General features: G+C 52.6%; 22 protein-coding genes. 7 read left to right on the top strand and 15 right to left on the bottom strand.

Going from position 1 to position 21289, the window contains the following annotated elements; translation table 11 throughout:
• Nucleotides 1-10: 10 nt before the first annotated feature.
• The 3 genes from ABNT34_RS09380 to ABNT34_RS09370 form a co-directional block, all read right to left on the bottom strand.
• Entirely contained in the window at nt 11-1006 is a 996-nt protein-coding gene (locus tag ABNT34_RS09380) for a hypothetical protein (RefSeq protein WP_348730945.1), read from the bottom strand.
• A 72-nt stretch (nt 1007-1078) separates the two neighbouring features.
• The gene (locus ABNT34_RS09375; RefSeq protein WP_348730943.1) at nt 1079-1252 is read right to left on the bottom strand and encodes a DUF2256 domain-containing protein; all 174 of its coding nucleotides are present in this window, start codon (nt 1250-1252) and stop codon (nt 1079-1081) included.
• A gap of 77 nt (nt 1253-1329) precedes the next feature.
• Nucleotides 1330-1794: a hypothetical protein gene (locus tag ABNT34_RS09370; RefSeq protein WP_031570078.1), complete on the bottom strand. Its 465-nt coding sequence runs from the start codon at nt 1792-1794 to the stop codon at nt 1330-1332.
• Between the two features lie 158 nt (nt 1795-1952).
• Between ABNT34_RS09370 and glpE the strand changes: the two genes are divergently transcribed.
• The gene (gene glpE, locus ABNT34_RS09365; protein WP_348730940.1) at nt 1953-2276 is read left to right on the top strand and encodes a thiosulfate sulfurtransferase GlpE; all 324 of its coding nucleotides are present in this window, start codon (nt 1953-1955) and stop codon (nt 2274-2276) included.
• Between the two features lie 5 nt (nt 2277-2281).
• Nucleotides 2282-3115: a rhomboid family intramembrane serine protease gene (locus ABNT34_RS09360; protein WP_348730938.1), complete on the top strand. Its 834-nt coding sequence runs from the start codon at nt 2282-2284 to the stop codon at nt 3113-3115.
• A gap of 9 nt (nt 3116-3124) precedes the next feature.
• Here the strand turns inward: ABNT34_RS09360 and ABNT34_RS09355 are convergent, their stop codons facing one another.
• Nucleotides 3125-3508, bottom strand: a complete 384-nt coding sequence (locus ABNT34_RS09355; RefSeq protein ID WP_348730936.1) for a flagellar basal body-associated FliL family protein — start codon at nt 3506-3508, stop codon at nt 3125-3127.
• Nucleotides 3509-3797: 289 nt separating this feature from the next.
• Here ABNT34_RS09355 and ABNT34_RS09350 point away from each other — a divergent pair, with 289 nt between their 5' ends.
• From ABNT34_RS09350 to ABNT34_RS09340, 3 genes are all read left to right on the top strand, one after another.
• The gene (locus ABNT34_RS09350) at nt 3798-4316 is read left to right on the top strand and encodes a chorismate lyase (RefSeq protein ID WP_348731704.1); all 519 of its coding nucleotides are present in this window, start codon (nt 3798-3800) and stop codon (nt 4314-4316) included.
• Nucleotides 4317-4318: 2 nt separating this feature from the next.
• Nucleotides 4319-5179 carry a 4-hydroxybenzoate octaprenyltransferase gene (gene ubiA / locus ABNT34_RS09345; RefSeq protein WP_348730934.1) on the top strand — a complete coding sequence of 287 codons (861 nt, stop codon included), beginning with the start codon at nt 4319-4321 and terminating at the stop codon, nt 5177-5179.
• 145 nt (nt 5180-5324) lie between these two features.
• Complete coding sequence (locus tag ABNT34_RS09340; RefSeq protein WP_348730932.1) at nt 5325-5768, top strand: DUF3429 domain-containing protein; 444 nt, start codon at nt 5325-5327, stop codon at nt 5766-5768.
• Between the two features lie 91 nt (nt 5769-5859).
• Here the strand turns inward: ABNT34_RS09340 and ABNT34_RS09335 are convergent, their stop codons facing one another.
• The 7 genes from ABNT34_RS09335 to ABNT34_RS09305 form a co-directional block, all read right to left on the bottom strand.
• Nucleotides 5860-7956, bottom strand: coding sequence for an amidohydrolase family protein (locus ABNT34_RS09335; RefSeq protein WP_348730930.1), 2097 nt, complete (start codon nt 7954-7956; stop codon nt 5860-5862).
• Between the two features lie 106 nt (nt 7957-8062).
• Complete coding sequence (locus tag ABNT34_RS09330) at nt 8063-9262, bottom strand: hypothetical protein (protein ID WP_348730928.1); 1200 nt, start codon at nt 9260-9262, stop codon at nt 8063-8065.
• Nucleotides 9259-10431 carry a hypothetical protein gene (locus tag ABNT34_RS09325; protein WP_348730926.1) on the bottom strand — a complete coding sequence of 391 codons (1173 nt, stop codon included), beginning with the start codon at nt 10429-10431 and terminating at the stop codon, nt 9259-9261. Before ABNT34_RS09325 ends, ABNT34_RS09330 begins: the two co-directional genes overlap by 4 nt.
• Before the next feature lie 2 nt (nt 10432-10433).
• Nucleotides 10434-11663 (bottom strand): arginase family protein, encoded by a 1230-nt coding sequence (locus tag ABNT34_RS09320; RefSeq protein ID WP_348730924.1) that lies wholly within the window; start codon nt 11661-11663, stop codon nt 10434-10436.
• Entirely contained in the window at nt 11647-12831 is a 1185-nt protein-coding gene (locus ABNT34_RS09315) for a hypothetical protein (protein WP_348730922.1), read from the bottom strand. The genes ABNT34_RS09320 and ABNT34_RS09315 overlap by 17 nt, the downstream gene beginning before the upstream one ends.
• A gap of 65 nt (nt 12832-12896) precedes the next feature.
• Nucleotides 12897-13037 (bottom strand): hypothetical protein, encoded by a 141-nt coding sequence (locus ABNT34_RS09310; RefSeq protein ID WP_348730920.1) that lies wholly within the window; start codon nt 13035-13037, stop codon nt 12897-12899.
• 52 nt (nt 13038-13089) lie between these two features.
• Nucleotides 13090-13248, bottom strand: a complete 159-nt coding sequence (locus ABNT34_RS09305) for a hypothetical protein (RefSeq protein ID WP_348730918.1) — start codon at nt 13246-13248, stop codon at nt 13090-13092.
• 278 nt (nt 13249-13526) lie between these two features.
• On the opposite strand from ABNT34_RS09305, the gene ABNT34_RS09300 reads away from it, so the two are divergent.
• Nucleotides 13527-16694, top strand: coding sequence for a DEAD/DEAH box helicase (locus tag ABNT34_RS09300; RefSeq protein WP_348730916.1), 3168 nt, complete (start codon nt 13527-13529; stop codon nt 16692-16694).
• A 282-nt stretch (nt 16695-16976) separates the two neighbouring features.
• Here the strand turns inward: ABNT34_RS09300 and ABNT34_RS09295 are convergent, their stop codons facing one another.
• The gene (locus ABNT34_RS09295) at nt 16977-17357 is read right to left on the bottom strand and encodes a DUF3718 domain-containing protein (RefSeq protein WP_348730914.1); all 381 of its coding nucleotides are present in this window, start codon (nt 17355-17357) and stop codon (nt 16977-16979) included.
• A gap of 358 nt (nt 17358-17715) precedes the next feature.
• Here ABNT34_RS09295 and ABNT34_RS09290 point away from each other — a divergent pair, with 358 nt between their 5' ends.
• Nucleotides 17716-18315: a hypothetical protein gene (locus tag ABNT34_RS09290; RefSeq protein ID WP_348730912.1), complete on the top strand. Its 600-nt coding sequence runs from the start codon at nt 17716-17718 to the stop codon at nt 18313-18315.
• A 3-nt stretch (nt 18316-18318) separates the two neighbouring features.
• Here ABNT34_RS09290 and ABNT34_RS09285 read toward each other — a convergent pair whose 3' ends face one another.
• From ABNT34_RS09285 to ABNT34_RS09275, 3 genes are read right to left on the bottom strand one after another with little or no spacing between them, the layout of a single operon-like run.
• Nucleotides 18319-19047 (bottom strand): response regulator transcription factor, encoded by a 729-nt coding sequence (locus ABNT34_RS09285; protein ID WP_348730910.1) that lies wholly within the window; start codon nt 19045-19047, stop codon nt 18319-18321.
• The gene (locus ABNT34_RS09280; protein WP_348730908.1) at nt 19013-20125 is read right to left on the bottom strand and encodes a histidine kinase; all 1113 of its coding nucleotides are present in this window, start codon (nt 20123-20125) and stop codon (nt 19013-19015) included. Before ABNT34_RS09280 ends, ABNT34_RS09285 begins: the two co-directional genes overlap by 35 nt.
• Nucleotides 20122-21162, bottom strand: coding sequence for a histidine kinase (locus ABNT34_RS09275; protein ID WP_348730907.1), 1041 nt, complete (start codon nt 21160-21162; stop codon nt 20122-20124). The genes ABNT34_RS09280 and ABNT34_RS09275 overlap by 4 nt, the downstream gene beginning before the upstream one ends.
• Nucleotides 21163-21289: the final 127 nt, after the last annotated feature.

Below are 21289 nucleotides of genomic sequence, written 5' to 3'. Positions count from 1 at the left end.
TGCAGATGGCTTAGCTTTTCAGCTTTTTCAGTTGTTTTTGTATGGATTTCAGTTCTTTTTCCAGCTTTTCTGGCTTGTCGGCTAAGGCCAGCACCGGTTGCAGCGTTTGCTCGGCGTCGGCTTTATTCTGTTCCAGTAAATGGATTTGCGCTAAGCGGACCCGGGCCCATGGCAATTGTTGATTTTCACCGTCTTTATAAAAATCAATAAATTGCTGCAATGCGGCTTTACCGGCTGCTTTGTCCTGTTGTTCGACTGCGGCCAGCCGGCCAATTTGATACAGGTAGCTGTATTTTTGCTGCGGTTTTTCTGCCAGTTGTGCGGCCTGCTGATACAGTGCCGCGGCTTCAGCCATTTGTTTTTTGCTCAGCAGCAACACGGCTTTTTGTGCCAGTAAACGGGCCTGTTGCGGTTGTTGTTTTATGGCCTCATCGATGACTTTCAGTGCTTCATCGGTTTTTTCATCGTTATTCAGCACCATCGCCTGTGCCAGCGGGCCTGCCACTGGGTCTTTGCCGGATAAAGCCTGTGCCATTTGTTTGGCTTCGTCTTCATCACCGCCGGCAATGCCGGGTGCCTGCAGATAAAAGCCAATCAGATTCAGCTGCAGATCGGCATCTTCCGGCGCCAGGCTGACGGCTTGTTTCAGCAGCGCCAGACCGTCTTTGGCATGACCAGCGGCCGAGAAAATGCTGGCTTGTTGTGCCAGCGTGAACTGATTCATCGCTGCCAACTGCAGCAGGTCGGCATCTTTGGGAAAGGTTTTGCTGGCTTGTTGCAGAAATTCTGCCGCAGCTTCAGTTTGCTCCAGTCCGATCAGCGCCTGAGCATGGGCTTGCTGCAGCTCGGCATCTGAAGCAAAGGTGGGCAGGGTGGTGACGTGTTTTTCGATATTTTTAAACTGATCTTTTTCCAGCCACTGCTGGATTTGAGTCGCGTTGACTTCAGTCTGACTGTGTAATAAACCAGAGAAGATCGAAGCGCATAACAATAAAGCGGTTTTCATCGGCCTATCCTTGTAATTTATATATCAATGGATATTAACCTGATGGTTACAATTTGTGCAAACAGGCGCGCGTCAGGTCTGACCTTTGCTGCTACGCCTACAGCGTTCGGAACAATATTTCACCGTTGCCCAATCACGTTGCCACTTCTTGCGCCATTGAAACGGACGCCGGCAAACCGGGCAGATTTTTTCAGGTAAATGTAATTTGTGGTGGGCCAACTGAATAGCTCCTGAACTGAAAAGCATGCCGGGAAACCGGAATACGGCTCAGTTCAGGCGACGGATTGTTACCGGGTGGGCGCGAAATGGAATTTCGGTGATGGTTACGAGTCGAGATATGGCCGGCCGGCCATCATTTTTTGCGCTAACTGAATTTCAGCGTCTTTGTCTTCCAGCTGCAGATTGGCAAACTGCACATCAAACTGAATTAAATCATCTTCCGGCATATTCAGCGCAATCAGCCGGTCCGGCACATGGCCGACCTGACGATAGGCATTAATCGCCACTTGTGCGGCCTGTTCCATCAGCATAAAGAAATAACCCAGTGGGAAATTTTGCAGCTCCGGTGCGTCCAGCTGTGCCCAGCCGAGTAAATCGCCACTGATACTTTCGTCGGCATGGTCGGTAAATAACAGTGAAACCGCAGCAAATGGCGGGTTTTCACCGGATTTATAGGCTGCGGCATCCGCTTCGCTGAATAACAGTACATAACCAAAGGCCGGGCAGCCTTCTGCGTCCATATCGTCAAAGGCAGGGTCGTACACTAAAAACAGGCGATTGTCAGACATGGCAGGTACTCAAAACACAACAGGCCGCGTATTGTACCTAAGGCTGCCCGGTTGCAGAAGCATAAATTTGCAGCAACAGCGCCTTTCACCGGAACTACAGCTGATCTTTTGCCGGGACTGGGCTAACATGCGGCGGGTCTTTGACGGGAGAATCAAGCATGTCCGAATTTAAACATATTTCTACCAGCGAAACTTTTGCCGCCTTAGCCGCCGGTGATGTGGTGATCGCCGATATCCGTGACGACCAGAGCTTTGCCAGCGCCCATATCGACGGTGCTTATCATCTGACCAATGGCACTTTGCACCAGTTTATGCAGCAAACACCGCTGGATCAGCCGGTGGTGGTGGTGTGTTATCACGGTCGTTCCAGCCAGGGCGCGGCGCAATATCTGGCCGAACAGGGTTTTGACACCGTGTACAGCATGGACGGTGGTTTTGAGAGCTGGCGTCTGGCTTATCCGTTCAGCAGTTCGCAGGAGTAAGCGGCATGCAACAGCTGGCCGTGCTGAATTCTGCCGCCGCCGCCCAGACTTTTGCTGATTATTGCCTGACACAGGGCTGGTCGGTCAGTGTGGTGGTGCATAGCGCAGTGCATGCCGAAATCTTCTGCGAGGCGGCGGATGAACCGCAAGTTGCCGCAGAGTTGCAACAATTTTTACAACAGCCGGGGCATGACAAATACAGTGCCGCCGCCTGGCAACGCAGCCAGCCGGCAGAGAATTCCGGCAGCAGCGGGCTTGGTGCTTTAGGCCAGGGGTTTTTGCAACAAACCGGGCCTGTAGTCTGGTTACTGACTATCCCGGCGTTGCTGGTATTTATTTGTTTGCAGATCTGGCCTCAGCAAGTGTTTGATAGTCTTCGTTTTTTCAGTGCAGACGCGCCAGAGCTACTGAGTTATCGCTGGTGGAGCCCGATGCTGCTGCACTTTTCTGCCGGGCATCTGATGTTTAATTTACTGGCGTTATGGATTTACGGTGGCCGGCTTGAAGTCTGGCTGGGCAGCCGGCAGTTATTGCTGTTGGCGCTGGTGGCTGGCTTTGTCAGTAACCTGAGCCAGTTTCTGCTGATCGGGCCGAATTTTGGCGGTTTATCCGGCGTGGTTTATGCGATTTTTGGTTTTGTTTGGGTCTATGGCTGGCGTTTTCCACAACAACCGCTGCAGTTATCCAAACCAGACCTGGTGCTGGCGCTGGCTTTTCTCGGTTTAGGCTTTGCCGATTTATTGTGGGTCAATACCGCAAACTGGGCACACTTAAGCGGATTTGTCTGTGGCATGGCGCTGGCGACACTGGCCCGAAGCCCGGTGCGCCAGCCGGGTTAGTCCAGGCTCTTACTGGTACAGGTATTTGGTAAATAACACGTCCTGTACCAGCTCCGTCCCTGTCTCTTTTTTCATCAGTTCATTGATCTTCTGCAGAATTTTCATCCGGACTTCTTCGCGGCCCTGCAGAGATTTGATAGTAGTGTCCGCTTCTTTACCAAACACACCAACAATGGCGTCCAGAATCAGCGGTTCATGGTGTTCAATCAAAGGTAAATATTTTTCGTCTTTGATCATCAGCTCCATCGTCACCCGCACATAACCTAAAGATTTTTGCCCGTCGGTCACGTAGTTAGTCACGATATCCGGGTCAAACCCGTGATAGACCACTTTGGGCTGAGCCGGCGCTGCCGGTGCGGGCTCCTGCGCAAACGCGACAGGGACAAACAACAAAAAGAAAAGGCCGAGAAGAGTCTTGTTGGCTAACACAGCTGAGTCCGCTTAATTGGTTTGTTAACAAGTTTACCCGAGAGCTTGGCAGAACACTATCCTGCGCATGCGGGCGAATGATGAAAAAAATCAGTTGCCATTTTCGTGCCACCGGGACTATCTATGGTCGATTTTTCCGGCGCTGTCAAAGGCGTTTGCCTGACACCAGTCCTTGTGGATGAAAACAGTCGGCAGAACTTGGTATGATGCGCGTTTAACAAAACCGTTGTTATCAGGTGTTGGTTTGAAAGATGTGGATGTAGCGCCCATTTGGCAGGCGGATTGGTTGGCGCAACAGCCCGCCGGCATAGCGTCGTTGTGGCTGGATTGGTTGCTCGAGCCCGGCTCGTTGACCGCGCGCCTGCAGGGTACGGGGCATGCCTTTAGTTTGCAGTTGTTGTTGCAACAACACATTGAATTACCAGAATTTTTACAGCAACGTTGGCAAACCCGGCGTGGCTTGGTCCGCGAAGTCGTGCTGCTGCTGGACCAGAAACCTTGTATCTATGCGCAGAGTTTTCTGCCGGACCATACTGTCGCAGCTTTGCAGCCGCTGGCCGATCTCGGCACTATGCCGCTCGGTCATTATATTTTTACCCAACCGGATTTACAGCGCAGCGCCATTGAACTGGCGTGTTTTGACGCCGGGCTGCAGCTGCGGTCCGGCGGTAATTTGCCGCAGCTGTGGGGCCGGCGTTCTTATTTCACTTTGTCACATCACGAATTATTAGTGCAGGAACTGTATTTACCTGCATTAGCGGAGTTTATCTGAGCATGAACTGGCAATTGACCCTGGCGCACTGGCCTGAATATAAACAACTGATGCGGCTGGATAAACCTATTGGCATCTACCTGTTGTTGTGGCCGACCGCCTGGGCTTTGTGGCTGGCGGCTGACGGATTTCCCGGTGTGACCATGCTGCTGGTGTTTAGCCTCGGCGTGGTACTGATGCGCTCCGCTGGTTGTGTGATTAACGATTATGCTGACCGCAATTTTGATGGTGCGGTAGAACGCACCAAAAACCGCCCTTTGGCGGCAGGGCGGGTCAGCAGTCGCGAAGCTTTGCAGTTATTTGTGTTGTTGCTGGTGTTGTCGGCCTGTCTGCTGCTGTTTCTAAACTGGAAGACCGTGTTGTTAAGTGGTGTCGCTGTGCTGCTCGCAGCCATTTATCCTTTTATGAAGCGGGTCACGAACTTGCCGCAAGTAGTACTCGGCGCCGCATTCAGCTGGGGCATGCCGATGAGTTTTATGGCGATACAAGGCCAGCTACCGCTATTGGTCTGGGTGTTGTATGGCGCCAACTTGTTGTGGACTGTGACCTACGACACCTTTTATGCCATGGTTGATCAGGATGACGACGTCAAGATTGGCGTTAAATCCACAGCACGATTATTTGGCCGTTATGGGTTTTGGATCATCGGGTTGTTACAACTCGGAACTCTGGCCTTGCTGGAATGGGCCGGCCAGCTGGCTGGCCTGGGTGAAGCATACAGCTACGCGCTGCTCACAGTACTGCTGTTGTTTTTTTATCAGCACCGGCTGGCCCGGCAGGGCCGCGACGGCTGTTTCCGTGCTTTTTTGCACAATCATTATGTGGGCGCTGTTGTCTTTGCCGGTATTGTGTTGGGGCAGTGATGGTGTAGTGCTTGTGTTGTGACTGTGTGGTGATTGTGCCGTGGTGGTGTTTTTCCTGCAGTTGAACGGACTTCGGTGCATGCTGTCATCAACTGATGTTATGGTGATGCGATCCAATTGCCACACAGTCCCGTAAGGCTTTGCTATGCAACATCACCAAAACGCTGATACCCCTATGCCCGCTTTACATATTCTTGGTTATCTCGGTTTATTGCCGTTTCTGGCCTTAAGCCTGCTGACATTTTTCCCGATACCGGGTTTTGATGCCTTAGCGATGTTCCAGCGTTACAGCGCCATTATTCTCGGTTTTATGGCTGGGGTGTTGTGGCCGGTCTGGTCACAGCGGCTGTCGGTCTGGCCTTTGGCGGTGTTCGCCGTCAGTTTACCGGTGTTGACCTTTTTGGCCGGATTTCTGCCACAGGCAGCGACTTTAACCGTCGAATTGCTGCTGTTTATTGCGCTTAGACTCGGCGAGCGCTGGTTTGAACTGGACCAACAATATCACCCGGCTTATCTGCAATTACGCAAACAACTGACGGCTGTCGTGGTGGCCTGTCACGCCGCTCTGCTGGTATTTTTGCTGATGTAATAGCGGCGATATTGCTGCTGCAATTTTGGTATCCTGTAGATAAAACAAACCCGGCTGGCGGCCGGGTTTTTTACTGCGGTTTTCGACGTGATTAGTGCATATGGCGATGGCCGGTTCTGGCGCCGCCGCTGGCCGCTTTGCTGGCAGGTTCAGCAAAATCGCGGATGGTCACTGTAGTTTTGGCAAATGGCTGCACGCCGATGCGTTGATAAATCTGCGATGGCACCATGGCTTTGCCCTGCGTCACCACCAACGCCAGTTGGCGGATGTCGGCGATATTTTTCGTCGGGTCACCGTCGACCAGCAGTAAATCGGCATCAAAGCCGGGTTTAATCTGGCCTTTGCTTTGGGCAACTTTACTGAATTTCGCGCCGTTTAACGTGGCGACCTGCAGCGCCTGCGCCGGGGTTAAACCAGCTTTGACCAGCAGTTCCAGTTCGCCTTGCAGCGTAAAGCCAGCCAGTTCGTCGGTGCCTGCCACCACCGGAATACCGGCTTTGTACATCATGCCAACAAACTCGACCATCTTGGCGTAGGACTTGGCGTAGCGCTGCGCTGTGGCATCATCCGGAATATCCAGTTCGGCGCGGGCATAACGGCGCTGTACATCTGGCGGCAGGTTTTTCACGATGGCGCGCCAGGGTTCGCCCACGCTGCCGTCGACTTTTTTCAGGAAGTCAAAAGTCGCCAGTGTCGGGTCGACTGACAGATTATTGTCTTTCAATAACTTAATGAAATCCTGCACTTTTTTGCTTTGCAGGTCTAAATCTGCCACTTGTTTGGCTGGCAAATAAAACCGTTCCAGCGTGCGGGTGTCGGTGTCCGGTTTCACCAGGAAGTTCAGCAATAACTGATTAATATGCTGAATTTCATCAAAACCGGCGGCAACGACATCTTCAGCTTTTAAAAACGCTGGCACATGGCCGCTGACACGCATGCCACGGCTATGCGCATAAGCCACAGTGTCTTTTAGGATGGATTTCGGGAACGAGTTATAAATTTTCAGCTGCGGGTAACCATGGGCGGCGTACCAGTCAATCGCCTGTTTGGCGCCGGCTAAGTCTTTGACCACAAAACCACTGCGCGATGAATACGGGCTTTCACCTTCGAGGAAACCGGTCGGCACTATGGTTGGCGCCAGTAACTGGTCGTTGGCAATTTCGTCGATCATCAGCTGCATATTGGCGTTGTCGTTGCCCATATCACGCAATGTGGTGACACCGGCCGCCAGATGGAGCGGGCCTTCCCAGCGCGAAATATGGCCGTGCATATCAAACAGGCCAGGCACGACGATGCGGTTCGCGGCGTCGATTTCATGCTGCACCGGGCTTTGCAACGAGCCGGCTGGCACTACTGTAGTGATTTTGCCGCGCAGCAGATAGATGTCGCTGGGCGCGCCAACCTGCAAGGTCACGCTGTCAAAAATCCGCGCGTTACGCACCACGGTCAGGCCGTGCAGCTCTTTTGGCAGCTCAGTCGCCATTTTTTCCAGCAAAGTGGTTTCGGCTTTGAGCTGCATCGCCAGCATCGCATCGGCGTTGCCCTGCCAGCCTTCTTCAATCAGCGTCAAATAACCGGGCGCAATGCTGGCAAACAGTCGCGGTGTTTCGCCTTTGGTGGCCCAGACAAAATTCGGCTCAAAGCCAACACCGGTTTGCACTAACAACTGGACTTGCTGTTTCTCACCGGCATTTTCAACAATCAGTTCGCCGGCGACTTGTTGTTGCAAGGTGCCGCTTGGCAATAAAGGCAGGCTGTTTTTACCGCTTTTCGCCATGGCAGCGATAGCAACTGTCGCCAGCTGCGGTGTGCCGTCGACCGGCAGATACAGCGCGTTTTGACTGTATTTGGCGCTGCCTTGTTCTTTACCGGTGCTCCAGCGCGCGGTGCCGCCTTCGACTTTAAAGCTTTCACTGACCACAGAGCCAAAAGTGGTGGCGCCTTTAGCCTGATAGTCGGTGATAAAGCCGTCTTTATTCAGCTTGATGGTTTCATTAATTTCCGGCCCACGGCCGTTGTCTTTAAAGATAAAGCGGACCGAGGTTTCGCCGTTGTCTTTGATGTCGACGATTTGTTCGCCGGCTTTGACGCCGTTATCGACCAGAATAGTGTATTTGAGTTGTTCGGCTGCTAAAGCCTGCTGGGCAAAGGCCAGCATGGTCAGCAAGCTCAGAGTTTTTATTTTCATTAGGGAGTTCCGCAGCGAAGACAAATAAACATCCAGCATAAAACAATCTGACCGGCCCGTGCGGTAATTTCGGCACCGGTCTGATGGCTTTAGTCGCTGCAGAATGTCAGTTGGTCGTATTTGCCGGACTGATGCTGCCCACGGCACTCTCAACGAAACAAGGCTGATGTTGAGCGTTTTGTTGTGGTTTGCAGGACGCCGGCAGCGGAACCGGTGACTGTAACAGGCCGGCTCGGTTGCGGATTTCAATACGTTTGGCCTGTACCGGCCACTGCTGCAGGCGAATGATGCCCCGGTCGGTAACAATCTGCAGTTGCTGGGCCTGAACACCTTCTGCTAATGCAATAGGGCCATTATAACTGCTCAGATCCAAATCGCCGTTGGCCTGACTGAGCTGCAAACTGCCATTGTGGCTTTTATAGCGCAACGGACCATGTAGCTGTGTCAGTTGCACACGGGCATCGCTGCTTTGCAGGGTGACCGGCCCGGTGAGCTGCTGTAAGCGAATTTCGCCGCCCTGGGCATTTAGTTGCAAGGCGCCTTGGAATTGACTGAGGCTAAACAATTCACCCTGGTGCTGCGCTTGAATTTGTCCTTGGATATCGGACAGCAATACCTCGCGACCGGTATTCGTCAGACGGAGATCACCCCGATGGTGGGAGATCGACAGTCGTTTTGCTGCTGTGATATGCGTATTTGCTTGCTGTAATCGTTCCAGCTGGATCTGTCCGGCCGGACTCGCCAGCTCCAGCGCATTGCGTAATTGACCGGCGTACAGGTCGCCAAGCGCCTGCTGAACTTTGAGTGTCATGCCGGCCGGAACCTTCACATCGAGGTGGACAAAAAAGGCCGGTGAGTTGTGGTCAGGTCGGCTTTTAAGTTGAAACTCGCGCTGCTGATAGCGAATGGTACGGGTAGAGCCTGAGCCAATAAAATAACCTAATTTAAAGCTGGCACGTGGCAGCAGCAATTCAGCCGGAACCGCATCGTCCAAATCTATATGCAGTTGTAAGGTGTCGCCGCTGGCGTGCAACACGGGATTAATTTGGCTCAGTAACAGCTGTGCCTGCGCTGCAGTCGCCGAATGCAGCTCGATGCGATAATCGACCCGAACCGCTGCAGTGTCACTGGGCGTGATGCGGATATCACCGATAAATTGGTCAACCTCCAGTCGTCTAATGGTATTGGTAGCCAACTGTAACTGGCCTTTGCGCTGTGCGACCGGTGTCGTTTCATCGATTTTTTCCGGGCTGCTGTGACAGGCACTGAGGCAAAGTAAAAATGGCAAAAGTATTTTGTAGTTCATTGTTGGATCCAGGGCATTTTTTGCAATTGCGGCTGCCAGGCTGAAAGTTGGTCGGCACTGAGTGGTTGCCGGTACAAATCTTCAACGACAGCAGTGCAGTCAGCCGGCACTGTGAAATAACGAAAATACGTCGGGTCAAATACAACGAGTTGCTCGCCGTATTTTAACAACTGGTACTTTTGGTGATTAAATGACAAAGTCATGTCGTTGCAGATACCTTGAGTTTCCGGCGCGACGGGCAAGGGAGGTGCGCTGATAAAGCGATGCAGATACATCCATGCTTCCCATTGGCTTGGGTCTTTTTTGACAAAATCTGCGAGAAAATCGAATAGCTGTTGTGTCACTTGCTGATGCACATCAGCGGTCGCAGCTTGCTTCTGGGGTTGCAATGCTTCACCAAAATACAAGGTATTTTGCAGTAACCCGCGCCGGTAGCACAACACGGGCACTATTGGTATTTGCAGGAAATGGCTGATAAAACTGAGACCGATCCGTGACTGGATGGCATGATCAAACCAACGGATTTGTGTCATGTTTTCGTTGCTGCTTTGCATGCCGCCGACGCCGGCATTGCCATCCAGATAGAACAGCAGTGAGTGACCGGCTTTGACCTTCCGCCGCAGCTGCAGTAGTAATGTTGAAGCTTCGGCATCCAGCAGTTGCATCTGTCCGAGCGCTGCCGGCGACTGTTCTTGTAGCAATTGCATGTTCCGGTCATAGCGCGGTTTCAGTTGCTGAAAAATCTGGCTGCTGACCGGTAACGCAAAATCAATGCCCCGGCTTGCCAGCAAGCCATTGATAAGTCCATAAGAGCCGTAGTGGAAGGTACAAAACAGCACTGGTTTGCCGCTCGCGGCCGCCGCCAACCAATGCTGCGGGTCAGTGATTTCAGTTTGGGCGAACTGTTGTTGCAGCAGCGCCGGTTGTTCAACCAGACACTCATCAATTTTGCTGAGCTCCTGATTCAGCAAGACCCGGCGTAGTATTTGTTGATGATTTGCCTCATCGGGCAGAAAGTAACGCAGACTGGCCAAACATTGCCGGCTCATCCGGCCAACTGAACTGCCGTAGTCTGAAAAATCCAGCTGCTGAAAGCGCCGGTGAGCCTGCAGGTATTGCGCAAGGTACTCAGGCGCCGGGAATTGTGCCAGCGGGCAAAGGTTATCCATATTTACTCTCCACTATTCATCAGCAACAGCAGGGCTTCCAGCGCGGTTTTGACACTGCGGCCACTGTCATCAAGAGCAGGATTCAGCTCAACCATGTCCATACCAATCACACGACGGTGACTGCAGATCTCCCGCAACAACAACGCCAGTTGAGTCAGGCTGAGCCCGCCGGGCAAAGCTTCACCGGTACCGGGCAGCCAGACCGGGTCCAGTACATCCAGATCTAAAGTGATGTAGACAGGTAAGGTTGGATCAGGAAAGACGGCCGGACTTGTTTGTAAATCGTTGGCCCAAATGACATGTTGGCGTGGACTTGCCGGCAAATTAAAATTAGCAAGGCCACGCAGCCCAACCTGCACCACTTGCCGGATCTGCGGGAAGTCCCGCAGGGCCAATGCCATAAAATTGGCATGGTGCGGTGGAACCACATCGCCATATATCTCGTCGGTGCCAGACCAGTAGGTGTCGCTGTGAGCGTCCAGTTGCAGCACATAAAATGCCGGATGTTGAGCTGCCACTTCCTGTAACGCCGGATAGGTGACACTGTGATCTCCACCCAACATCACCGGGACTAGTCCTTGGGCCAGACAGCTGCGCCAGGTAAGTGCTATTTTCCGCTGCGCCAATGCTGCACTTTCAAATGGCGAAATATGCAGATCTCCACAGTCGAGCAGTTCCGCATTCACCCGGTTCTGTAAGGTATTAAAACTATAATCCGGCGGGACCTGACATAAGTTGGCCAGTTGCCGGACCGCTGCTTTGTGCAGGTTAATACCGATTTTCTGCGCATATTGACGCAGACTGTGACTTGCTTGCCGACAGCCTAAAGTCGCCGGAAAACTGGCGGCAAATGGTGCGCCATACAAACAAAGCTGGCCGGCCTGATGCTGGGTAAAATTCACACAGCGCGTAGCGCCGAACAAAGGTGTTGTCGGTGCCTGAAAAGACAAAAGTTGCCGGGTCTCCACATCCGCATCGGCTGGTAACAGGATACCGGTGTTAACCAGATACTGATGGATGGTCGTGACAGTCTCTGCATTCAGGTTGCTGAGTTGTTGACCTGCGGCAAACCGGATTTGCTGACTGTACAGACGAGCGTAGTCTGCGGACAGCTGATCGAGTTCAAACCGACGGCCATTGAGCCTGTGTTGCACAGCAAACCGGCCATTAGGATTGGCATTGAACTCGACGGCTTTGCTCAGCACCCACAAACTGTCAGCGCAATAAGACATAAAACCCCCGCCCAAACTGCCAGATTGATTTGCTGAGCACCAAGCAAATCAATAGAAAAAATACTAACGGGAACAGACCAAATAGCAGCACCGAAAAACTTGTGATGTCATTGGCCATCAGCCATTTAAACTGCAAGCTGTGCCAAAGCTGCGGCAGGTTGTGAAAAAATGTCTGTACGTACAGGGTGAAAAATCCGAGAAACAAGGCGGTAAAGGCAAAAGTCAGGACGGCGTAAGCGGTCAGCCAGGGCGCTTCAGTAAGCCGCAGCAACCGGCCACGCCAGCTGTTTGTTTTCAGGATCGCTGCGGCTTGTTGCAGCATTTGTTGCCGCAGATTACTGGTGTTCAGTATATCACTCAGCACCCAATAACCATCAAAATGCAACACCGGGTTTAGTGCATACAACATACTGATAAAATTCAACAAAATGACACTCGCCAGCAGATTTTGGCTGATGCCGCTGCCTTGGCTGAGCCAGCACAGCAACAGCAGGCTGTTGACGAGGGTCTGAAAATAGACACCGGCCAGATTAACAACGATGCGCTGTGAAGGCCGTAATGCCCAGACCCGGCTGACATCGGAAAAAAACGCCGGGAAAATAAAATAAAAACCAAAGCCAATCCGGCCACAGCGCTGTTTGTAGTAGCGACAGGCGCTGATATGACCCAGCTCATGAGCAAGAAATGACAGCAACAGCAAACTGAGAAACTGGCCAAACTCAGCAAAGCTCTGAATATGAAAGCTGGCGTCAAAAGGGTGCGGGCTTTGCCAAAACAAAAAATGACTGCTCAGGATCAGCAACAAAAAAAGTACAACGATTGCTGGCCTGAACAGCTGAGCAAAAATGGCTGCCATTGTGTTGCTGGCTGTTTCGGGCAGAAATGTCACGGCCAGTTTCACCGGTGAATTTGTTGGCCTTGCTGCACGCCGGCAAATGCGTTGCAACACATCTGCCAGTGCAGGGTGTTCTTGCAGTAGCTGTTCTGACGCCTGCTCATCCTGTTGTGCGGCGAGTTTTTGTAAGCAAATAAGATGTTGGTACAAAGCTGTACTGAGGTAAAAGTACTGTTGCTGGTAGACAGCCAGATATGCCTGGTTGTCTGATTCGGGCATCGCTGTCGCGGACAACTGTAATTGCGTCCAGTCCAGTGGGTATAAAGTTGACATCGAAGTAGTCCTTTGCGGGCGCAGAAAGACTGCCACAACATTGTGGCAGTCATCGTCAGTGCTGATTAAGGCACTTTGCACTCATAGCAGCAGCGGTAAGTATCTTCAGCTGCTGCTGATGGTGCGTCACCAAACAGCGCTGACAGTTCCAGACGTTCTTCGAGTTCGGTCAGCACCAGCGGCTGTAATTCAGTTTGTTGTTGCATGTTTTAATTCCTTTGTTGAATTTATAAAAGCGACTAATCAGCCGAAGCTGGCTCAGTTCGCGGTAGGTTGTGTTGGTGCCGGTGCGTCATTGCACTTACCACAGCAACGGAAAGTGTCCTGTGGTGTGGCAACACCACCGTCAAAAAAAGCAGACATTTCCAAACGGGTTTCTAATTCAGTCAGCGTCAGCTGTGGATGAACTACTTGCATGAGGTTTTCCTTTTTTCATTGTTGATTTGAATAGTTCAGCTGCGGCTGGCCGCAATGAACTGACATGATGTTAACTTTATGTTCATTGTTTGTTGTTTGATAATTAACTGATTTGTTCTGAATAAACTTGTGATAAATCGCTGATTTCTGGACAAAAAAAATGTATTCGGAACAAGTGGGAGCAAAGTTGCGGTGAAATTCAGCGCTGTGCTTTGGCAACCTCACGCATTCCGGTACACTAGCGGTTTGCCTTTTTTCCGCGAAGGAATAATTCAGCTGTGTTTCCGATAAGTCCTGTACAACTGCAACTCTGGTTTGACCCTGCTACTTTTCAGCGCGCCCGCGCTTATTGGCAGGCCGGCAAAGTGATCAAACTGGAATACAACGAGGATTTGTCGTCGATCAGTGCGCAGGTCTGGGGCGAAGCTTTAGCGCCGTACCGGCAATATTTGTCATTAAAACAACGGGATGGCGACTGGCAACTGACCGATTCCTGCAGTTGCCCGGTTGGTGGCCGTTGTAAACATGTGCTGGCCGTGCTGCTGAAGTTAAAACAAGCCTGGGAGCAACAACAGGTTGATTTGCAGCAGCTGCCGCTGCGTCAGCTGACGCAATGGTTTGCCGACGCCGAGCGTCAGACCGGGCAGTCGGCCGACAGCGCCAAACTGCGTGAAGTGGTGTTGTACATCTTAAGTTATGGCCAAAGCGGCCTGCAGCTTTATCCGCGCCGGGTCAAGGCCAGTAAAAAAGGCGGTTACAGCAAAGGCACGGCTATCACAGCACAGGATTTTTCCGGTTATCTGCAGCCGTATTGGATTGAAGAAACCGATTTTCGCCTGCTGAATTTGTTCCGCGCGCAGAATTTAAAAGATCAGGCTTTGCTGGAAGACGACTGGGGTTATGCCCTGTTGCAACAGATGATGGCGACCGGCCGTTGTTATTTTGGCGAAGGCCGGCACATGCTGAGCTGGGGTGCGCCGCGTTCGCTGCAGCTGCGCTGGTTAGCCGGCCGTGAAGGTTATCTGTTGGAATGGGATTTGGGTGACGATGCCGAACTGGAAGTGGTGTACACCCAACCGCCTTGTTATCTCGACACCAGCAACTATCAGCTGGGCCTGCTGGAAACCGATTTGACCGGCCGCGAGCTGAAGTTGTTGTCGCGGATGCCACCCATTCCGGTCAATGCCGCCGCAGATAGTCTGGTCCGGCTGCAGCAGTTGTTTTCCCGCGTCAGTTTGCCCATTCCACGCGGGGTTGGCTTAAGCCGGGTTGAAGCCGATGCGGTGCCGGTGTTAAAGCTGGGTCAGAGTGATGCCGGCCAGGACGAGGCCATTTTGGCGTTTGATTATGGCTCGCACCGGCTGGCGCTGGATTTAAGCGCGCATCAGACTGAAATTCAGCAGGGTAATGAGCGGATTTTTATTAAACGCCAGCGTGCCATTGAAGTGCAGGCGGTGGAGCAGCTGACGGAACTCGGGCTGGTGCAGACCGCGCCGGCCAAAGATCCGGCCCGTTTTGGCACCGGCGAAGGGCCGGACAATCCGCTGTTATGGCAGCAATTACTGCAGGCGTTACCGGAGCTACGTGCCAGCGGTTGGCGCGTCGAGCAGGACAGCCGCTTTAATCAGGCGATTTTAAGCGACCGGCCTTATCTCAAAGTACAGGACAAAGCCAAAGGCGGTTTTGGTGTTGCCATTGAAGTGGAAGTCGATGGCGTGCAGGTGCCGCTGTTGCCACTCATCAGCCAATGGCTGCGCCAATATGGTCTGCCGACAGCGCAGCAGGAAATTTGGCTGAAGTTACCGCAAGGCCAGTTGGCGCTGCCGGTGAGTCTGATTCAGCCGCTGATCGACACTATTGTCGAGCTGCTGAATCTGCAAAAAACGCCGCTGGAACTGGAATTACCCGACTACAAAGCGGCCATTTTGCCGCCGCCGGGCGCGGCCGAAGTCAAATACTTAAACGCCAGCCGGGTGGCCAGTTTAAGCACCAAGCTGCAGCAATTTGATGGCATCGCTGAAGTGCCGGTGCCGGCACGGCTGCACGCAACGCTGCGGCCTTATCAGCAACAAGGCCTGAACTGGCTGAGTTTCCTGCGCACTTATGGCTTAGGCGGCATTTTGGCCGACGATATGGGCCTTGGTAAAACGCTGCAGACGTTAAGTTTTATCCAAAGCGAGCGCGAAGCCGGTCGGCTCAATACGCCGGTGTTAATCGTCTGCCCGACCAGTTTACTCGGTAACTGGCAGCAGGAAGCGGCGCGGTTTACGCCCGAGCTGCGCGTGCTGCAAATCTACGGCAGCAAACGCCAGCATTTGTTTGAGCAGCTCAGTGATTATGATTTGCTGGTGACCACTTATCCGCTGATTGTGCGCGATATCAAGGTGTATCAGCAGCTGCGCTTTAGCCTGGTAGTGCTGGATGAAGCGCAGCATATTAAAAATTCCGGCAGTCAGGCGGCGCAGGCGGTGCGTCTGTTAAAAGCTGATTTCCGTCTTGCTTTAAGCGGCACGCCGTTGGAAAACCATTTAGGCGAGCTGAAATCGCTGTTTGATTTTGTCTTGCCAGGTCTTTTAGGCACTGAGACCTATTTTCAGCAGGTGTTCCGTAAACCTATTGAAAAACAAGGCGATATGGAGCGCTCCAATGCGCTGAAGCAACGTATCGCGCCTTTTATGCTGCGCCGCACCAAAAACCAGGTGGCGACTGAACTGCCGGATAAAACCGAAATCATCCAGCTGCTGGAACTGGAACACGATCAGCGCAATTTATACGAAAGTATCCGGTTGGTGATGGAAACTAAAGTGCGGGAGCTGTTCCTGAAAAAAGGCGTGGCGGCCAGTCAGATTGAGTTCCTCGACGCGCTGCTGAAACTGCGCCAGGCCTGCTGCGACGCGCGTTTAGTGCCGATTGAACAGGCGCAGTCGGTCAAACACAATGCCAAATTAGAATGGCTGCGCGACAACCTGCCGGAAATGGTGGAAGAAGGCCGCAAAATCCTGCTGTTCAGCCAGTTCGCCAGCATGTTGGGGCTGATTGAGCAGGAACTGCAGTATTTGGGTATTCCGTATAGCAAACTAACCGGCCAGACCAAAAACCGTCAGCAACAAATCGACGATTTCCAGCATGGCAGCAATCCGATTTTCCTGATAAGCCTTAAAGCCGGCGGTACCGGGCTGAATTTAACCGCCGCTGATACCGTCATTCATTACGACCCCTGGTGGAATCCGGCGGCGGAAAATCAGGCCACAGACCGCGCGCATCGCATCGGTCAGGACAAAGCAGTGTTTGTCTATAAGCTGATTGCCCGTCACACCGTCGAAGAAAAAGTGCAGCAAATGCAGCAATATAAACGCGGCCTTGCTGACCAGCTGTTCGCCGGCACGCAAGGCCAACCATGGCAGGGCAGTGCAATGGACTTACTGGCACTGTTTGGTGAGGGTTGAGGTTCGCTAGGCGAGCTTGTTGGAGTCTGGTTGATGCCAAAAGCGGGTGTTTATTCTGGGGATTGCTTAGCGTGGAAGATAGCAGCAAACAGCTCGGACACTTACACAGCAGACACGCCGTTAATACGTTCCCTGTAGGCTCCTCTGCGGCATCCTTGCCGCAGAGGGTCTGCTTTAGTAATCGCCCGGCAGTTTTGAGGGGGCATTTGAATCGTCACTTTGTGCCGATAGCGGGCAATTAACAAGGCGGTTCCTACAGCGCATTAAATTTCCGCCTTTTAATTAAAGCGGCGCATCCACATCTTTAATCGTCACATTGCCATTGATGCGGTTCTCGACCGGCGTTAACAGTTTCACCACTTTGTGGGCCTGTTCGGCGCGGGCGAAGTCCATCAGGGACTGCGCATTACACACCACTTTTTTCACCGCGTTGTCTTTACTGATGCGGTAGGCTTTTAAGGTTTTCACCAGGCCGTAGGCGTCATCTTGCGAGGCTTCGACACAAACACTCAGCACGGCTTGGTCGATGTAAGACATCTCACCTTTGCTGGCGGTGGCAGGCATCGCAAGGCTGGTGGCGACAGTGATGGTCAGGGCGGCACTGCGTAATAAGGTCATGCTGTTCATAAAATATCCCTCGTGGTTATGAGTGGTGTCAGACATCGGCGCTGCTGTCATTGGCTCAGCATGCGGCCATGGCGTCATTATTCTGCCTGTGGTGGTGCTTGTCTGAACAAAAGGGACGGCAGGTGTGGCAGCGGTGACTAAGTGACCAGCGCTGAACTATGCGGGCTGACAGGGGATTGCCGCTACTTCGGTTTGGTGACTGCGCGAGAGTATCTCCCGCATTTTTTACAAAATAGTTAAATATTGTGTTAAAAATTGGCGGCTGTCAGTCGCTCGTGCACCGAATTTGCGTCTGGGCTTGATGTGAGTAGCCCCTAGCTGGTTTTCTGCAGCTAAGGGATGTACTGGTGAGCAGATGAGAAAAACGCGGCAATATCTATGCTGAGAAAACGACATGAAACGCAACATTGTATTCATTTGGGCCGTTGCGGCCAGTTATCCGCTGTTCGCAACTTTCGTGTTGCTCGGTGCTTCGACTGAGCTGATTCAGTACATCTGGCTCAGTGCCAGCCTGTTACTGCTGCTTTATATGAGCCCGCAAGTGTTTGAGCGGATCCGATATCTGACCAGGCCGGCTTTGTATGCCTGTTTGCTGATTGCTGCCCTCGTGTTGCTGCGGCTGATTTGTATCCCTTTCTTTGACAGAAGCTGGTGGTTGCAGATGCCGGGGATTTTCCATCTGGCCTTTGTGTTGTGTTTTATCCTGGTTGGACAAAGTTTGCATGGCTTTCGTTTGGACCGGACGCCAGATTATTTATACCGCGCTGTACATTGGCAGGATTTCAGTGTCGCGTTGAAATGGGCAGTTGGCCTGATACTGGCGAGCGCAGCAGTCTTGTTGCTGCTTATCCTGCAGCAAATGCCGGGGGCAGGGGCTGCGCACGAATTTTCCATAGCGATGTTGCTGAATCAATTGTTTGCGGTCCTGTTACTCGATGTATTAAGGCTGCGCAGTCAGTACGACCAGCATGACCAGCAACTCACGCATCGATGAGGCCTATAACTCCGCCAGCCGGCCTTCCCAATTTTGTTTATAACGCCTGGACGCATTCACCACTTTGCCGTCGGACAACGTGAACTGATAGTCGTTGTGGTGGGTTTTCACCTTATGCACATGGTGCAGATTAACCAGAATCGAGCGGTGGATTTGCACAAAATGCGCCGGCAGCCTTTGCAGTAACTCTTTGATGGTTTCGCGGATCACCAGATTTTCTGACAACGTCTGCACACACATATAATTGCCGGCTGCTTCTATCACCCGCACGTCGATATCATCCAGCAGTAACGTGGAGGCGCCGGTGCGAAAGGTCAGCTTGTGGGGCGGTACCACTTCGCTCAGCGGCTGGTTTTTATCCAGTGTGGTGCGTACGTCGAGCAGGCACTGCGCCAGGCGCTGGCGTGACACCGGTTTGAGCAAATAATCAAAAGCAAAATGCTCAAAAGCGGAAAAGGCATATTGCTCATACGCCGTCACCAACACCAGCAGCGGCGGGCTTAGCGCTGAGGCTTTATTCAGCTGTTTCAGAATGTCGATGCCCTTCAGGCCCGGCATCTGAATATCCAGAAATACCAAATCGACCTGATGCTGCTGTAAGTACGACAATGTGTCGTCGCCATTATCAAAACAGGCGTCAATCTGCAGATTTGGGTAATTCGCCAGTTTGGCTTTTAAGTTACTGATCGCCAGCGGTTCATCGTCCGCGATCACGAGCCGGATGGGCTGCATATAACACCTCCAATGGTAAATTCAGCCGGGCATAAAAACCAAAGGCCGGGTTTAAAAGGGTCAGACTGGCGCGGGGGCCAAACAGCAGCTCCAGCCGCTCCTGTAGCTGCTGTAAACTCGCGGGCACCTGACTGGCAGGCCAGAGCTGGGTCTCGGTGCCGGTGGTATCGCTGCGGATAATAAACTGCAGCATGTCAGCGTGCTCGGTCAGCTCAATATGTAAATGAATAGGCCCGCTTTGTTCGGCCACAGTCCACAGAATGGCTTGTTCGGCCATCGGCTGGAATAACAAAGGCGGCAGTTGCAGTGGCCTGGTGGCGCTTAACTGCCAGTCCAGCACCAGTCGCTCGCCAAACCGCACCTGCTGAATAGCCAGATAAGCTTCCAACGCCTGTAATTCTTCGCGCAGTGGCACCCACTGCTCGTCCTGATTTTTCAGTGAGTGGCGTAAAAAGGCTGACAATTGCTGGATCAAATCTTCGGCGGCGAGGCCCTTCCTGCTGACAATCAATGAATTCAGCGCATTCAGCGTATTAAACATAAAATGCGGATTGAGCTGATAGCGCAGGACTTTCAATCGTGCCTGCCGCGCTTGTTTTAGCAGTTGCTGACGGTTTTCCAGTTGCTGCAAGGTGAAGAAATTCAGCTTCATCAGCAAAAACACCGCCACCCAGCCACAGAGCGGCAACAGCACCAGCGGAATACCAACGACTAAATAGTGGCTCCAGTGCGTCATCATGTCGGGGCCGCTTTTCATCGCATAATGCGTCAGCAGATACTGGCGCAGCGGAATTAACAGCAATAACAACGGGATTAACCAGACCGCCAGTCGCTGCAGTTGTTGCGCCGGGGTACAGGGCCGGGCCAGTTCGCGGGCACCGAGCCAACCGGTCAGGCTCAGGTTAATGACCGTGATAAGCGTGTATGTCGCCAGGTAAGGAAAAGCTGCTTCCTGTTGCAGTGGGATCAGCAAGCTCAAGTGGGTGTATTTCAGCAACAAATAGCCGAGCCAATACAGCTGATGCCAGAACCAGAAGCGGGTCAATGTTAAGGCTGGGTCGTTGGCGGGCCTGATCATAAAGCGCTGCTCTGTTGCGGTGGCAAGGCAATCGCCACACTAAAACCTGCCGGTAAACTCTGGACCACCAAACGTGCCTGTTCGCCAAAATGCTGGTACAGCCGGTCGCGGATATTTCTAAGCCCGACGCCGGTACCATGGCCGGCAGCACTTTGTGCACCGGGGCCGTCATCCTGCACCGACAATTGCACCAGGCCGTCGCACTGGCCGCCGCTGATGGTGATAGTGGCGCCATTTTGCCGAGCGGCGACGGCATATTTAATCGCATTTTCAACCAGTGGTTGCAGTAACAACGCCGGCACCAGTTGTTGTTTGACCTGTTCGTCAATGTGCCATTGCACCCTGAGCTTGTCGCCGAAACGGGTTTTCTGCAGCGTCAGATAGGCCTCAATCGCAGAGAGTTCATCGGCGAGGCGGACCAAAGAATCCGGCGAATGGCTCAGCGAATAACGTAAAAATGTGGAGAGCTGTTCCGACATCAGCTCGGCATCTTCAAAACGTTCGGCTTCGAGCAAAGCGCAGACCGAATTCAGCGCATTAAAAGTAAAATGTGGATTGAGTTGATGGCGCAGCGCCTGCAGTTCCAGCTGCTGAATATTCTGTGCCAGCCGGTGGGATTCCTGAGCTTGCGCCTGTTGTTGGCAATAACGGCTGAAACTGAGAAAACCGGCCGCCCAGACAAAAAACGCCAGTGCGTGGGTGTCGAGCTGTCCGAGCAGCAAATTCAGGTGGAAATCATATTTTTGCCATAACAGCATACTGGCGTAGTTGAACAACGGGATATAACACAAAGCCAGCAGCGCCGTTGCCAGAAACAGTCGTAGCGCCGACAACTGCCAGCGATGCGCCAGCGTCATCAGCGCGCTGGTTAACGCCAGTTGTACCGCTAAGGAGCCGAACGATAAGAACAAATATTTCAGTTCAAATTTTTCTTTCCACACCAGCACTTCCAGCAGCAGGTTCGTCACTTCAAACAAAGCGACGCAGCACCAGAACCACAGGTTAAATCGAAACAGTCGCGGTAAGTCTAATGGCATGAGCCAGCGCTCCGGCAGCAGCAATGACACTCAGTATATGAATAAAGCCACCATCGGATGCAAGTGCGGGTTCAGCGGGCGCCGCACCGGGACAAGCAGGGATAAGCGGGGGGCTGCACTGGAGCAA

The sequence above is a fragment of the Rheinheimera texasensis genome, from assembly GCF_964031785.1.
Taxonomy (GTDB): Bacteria; Pseudomonadota; Gammaproteobacteria; order Enterobacterales; family Alteromonadaceae; genus Pararheinheimera; species Pararheinheimera texasensis_A.
Note: the sequence above shows the minus strand (reverse complement) of the source record. Positions and strands in the feature narration are given on the sequence as shown.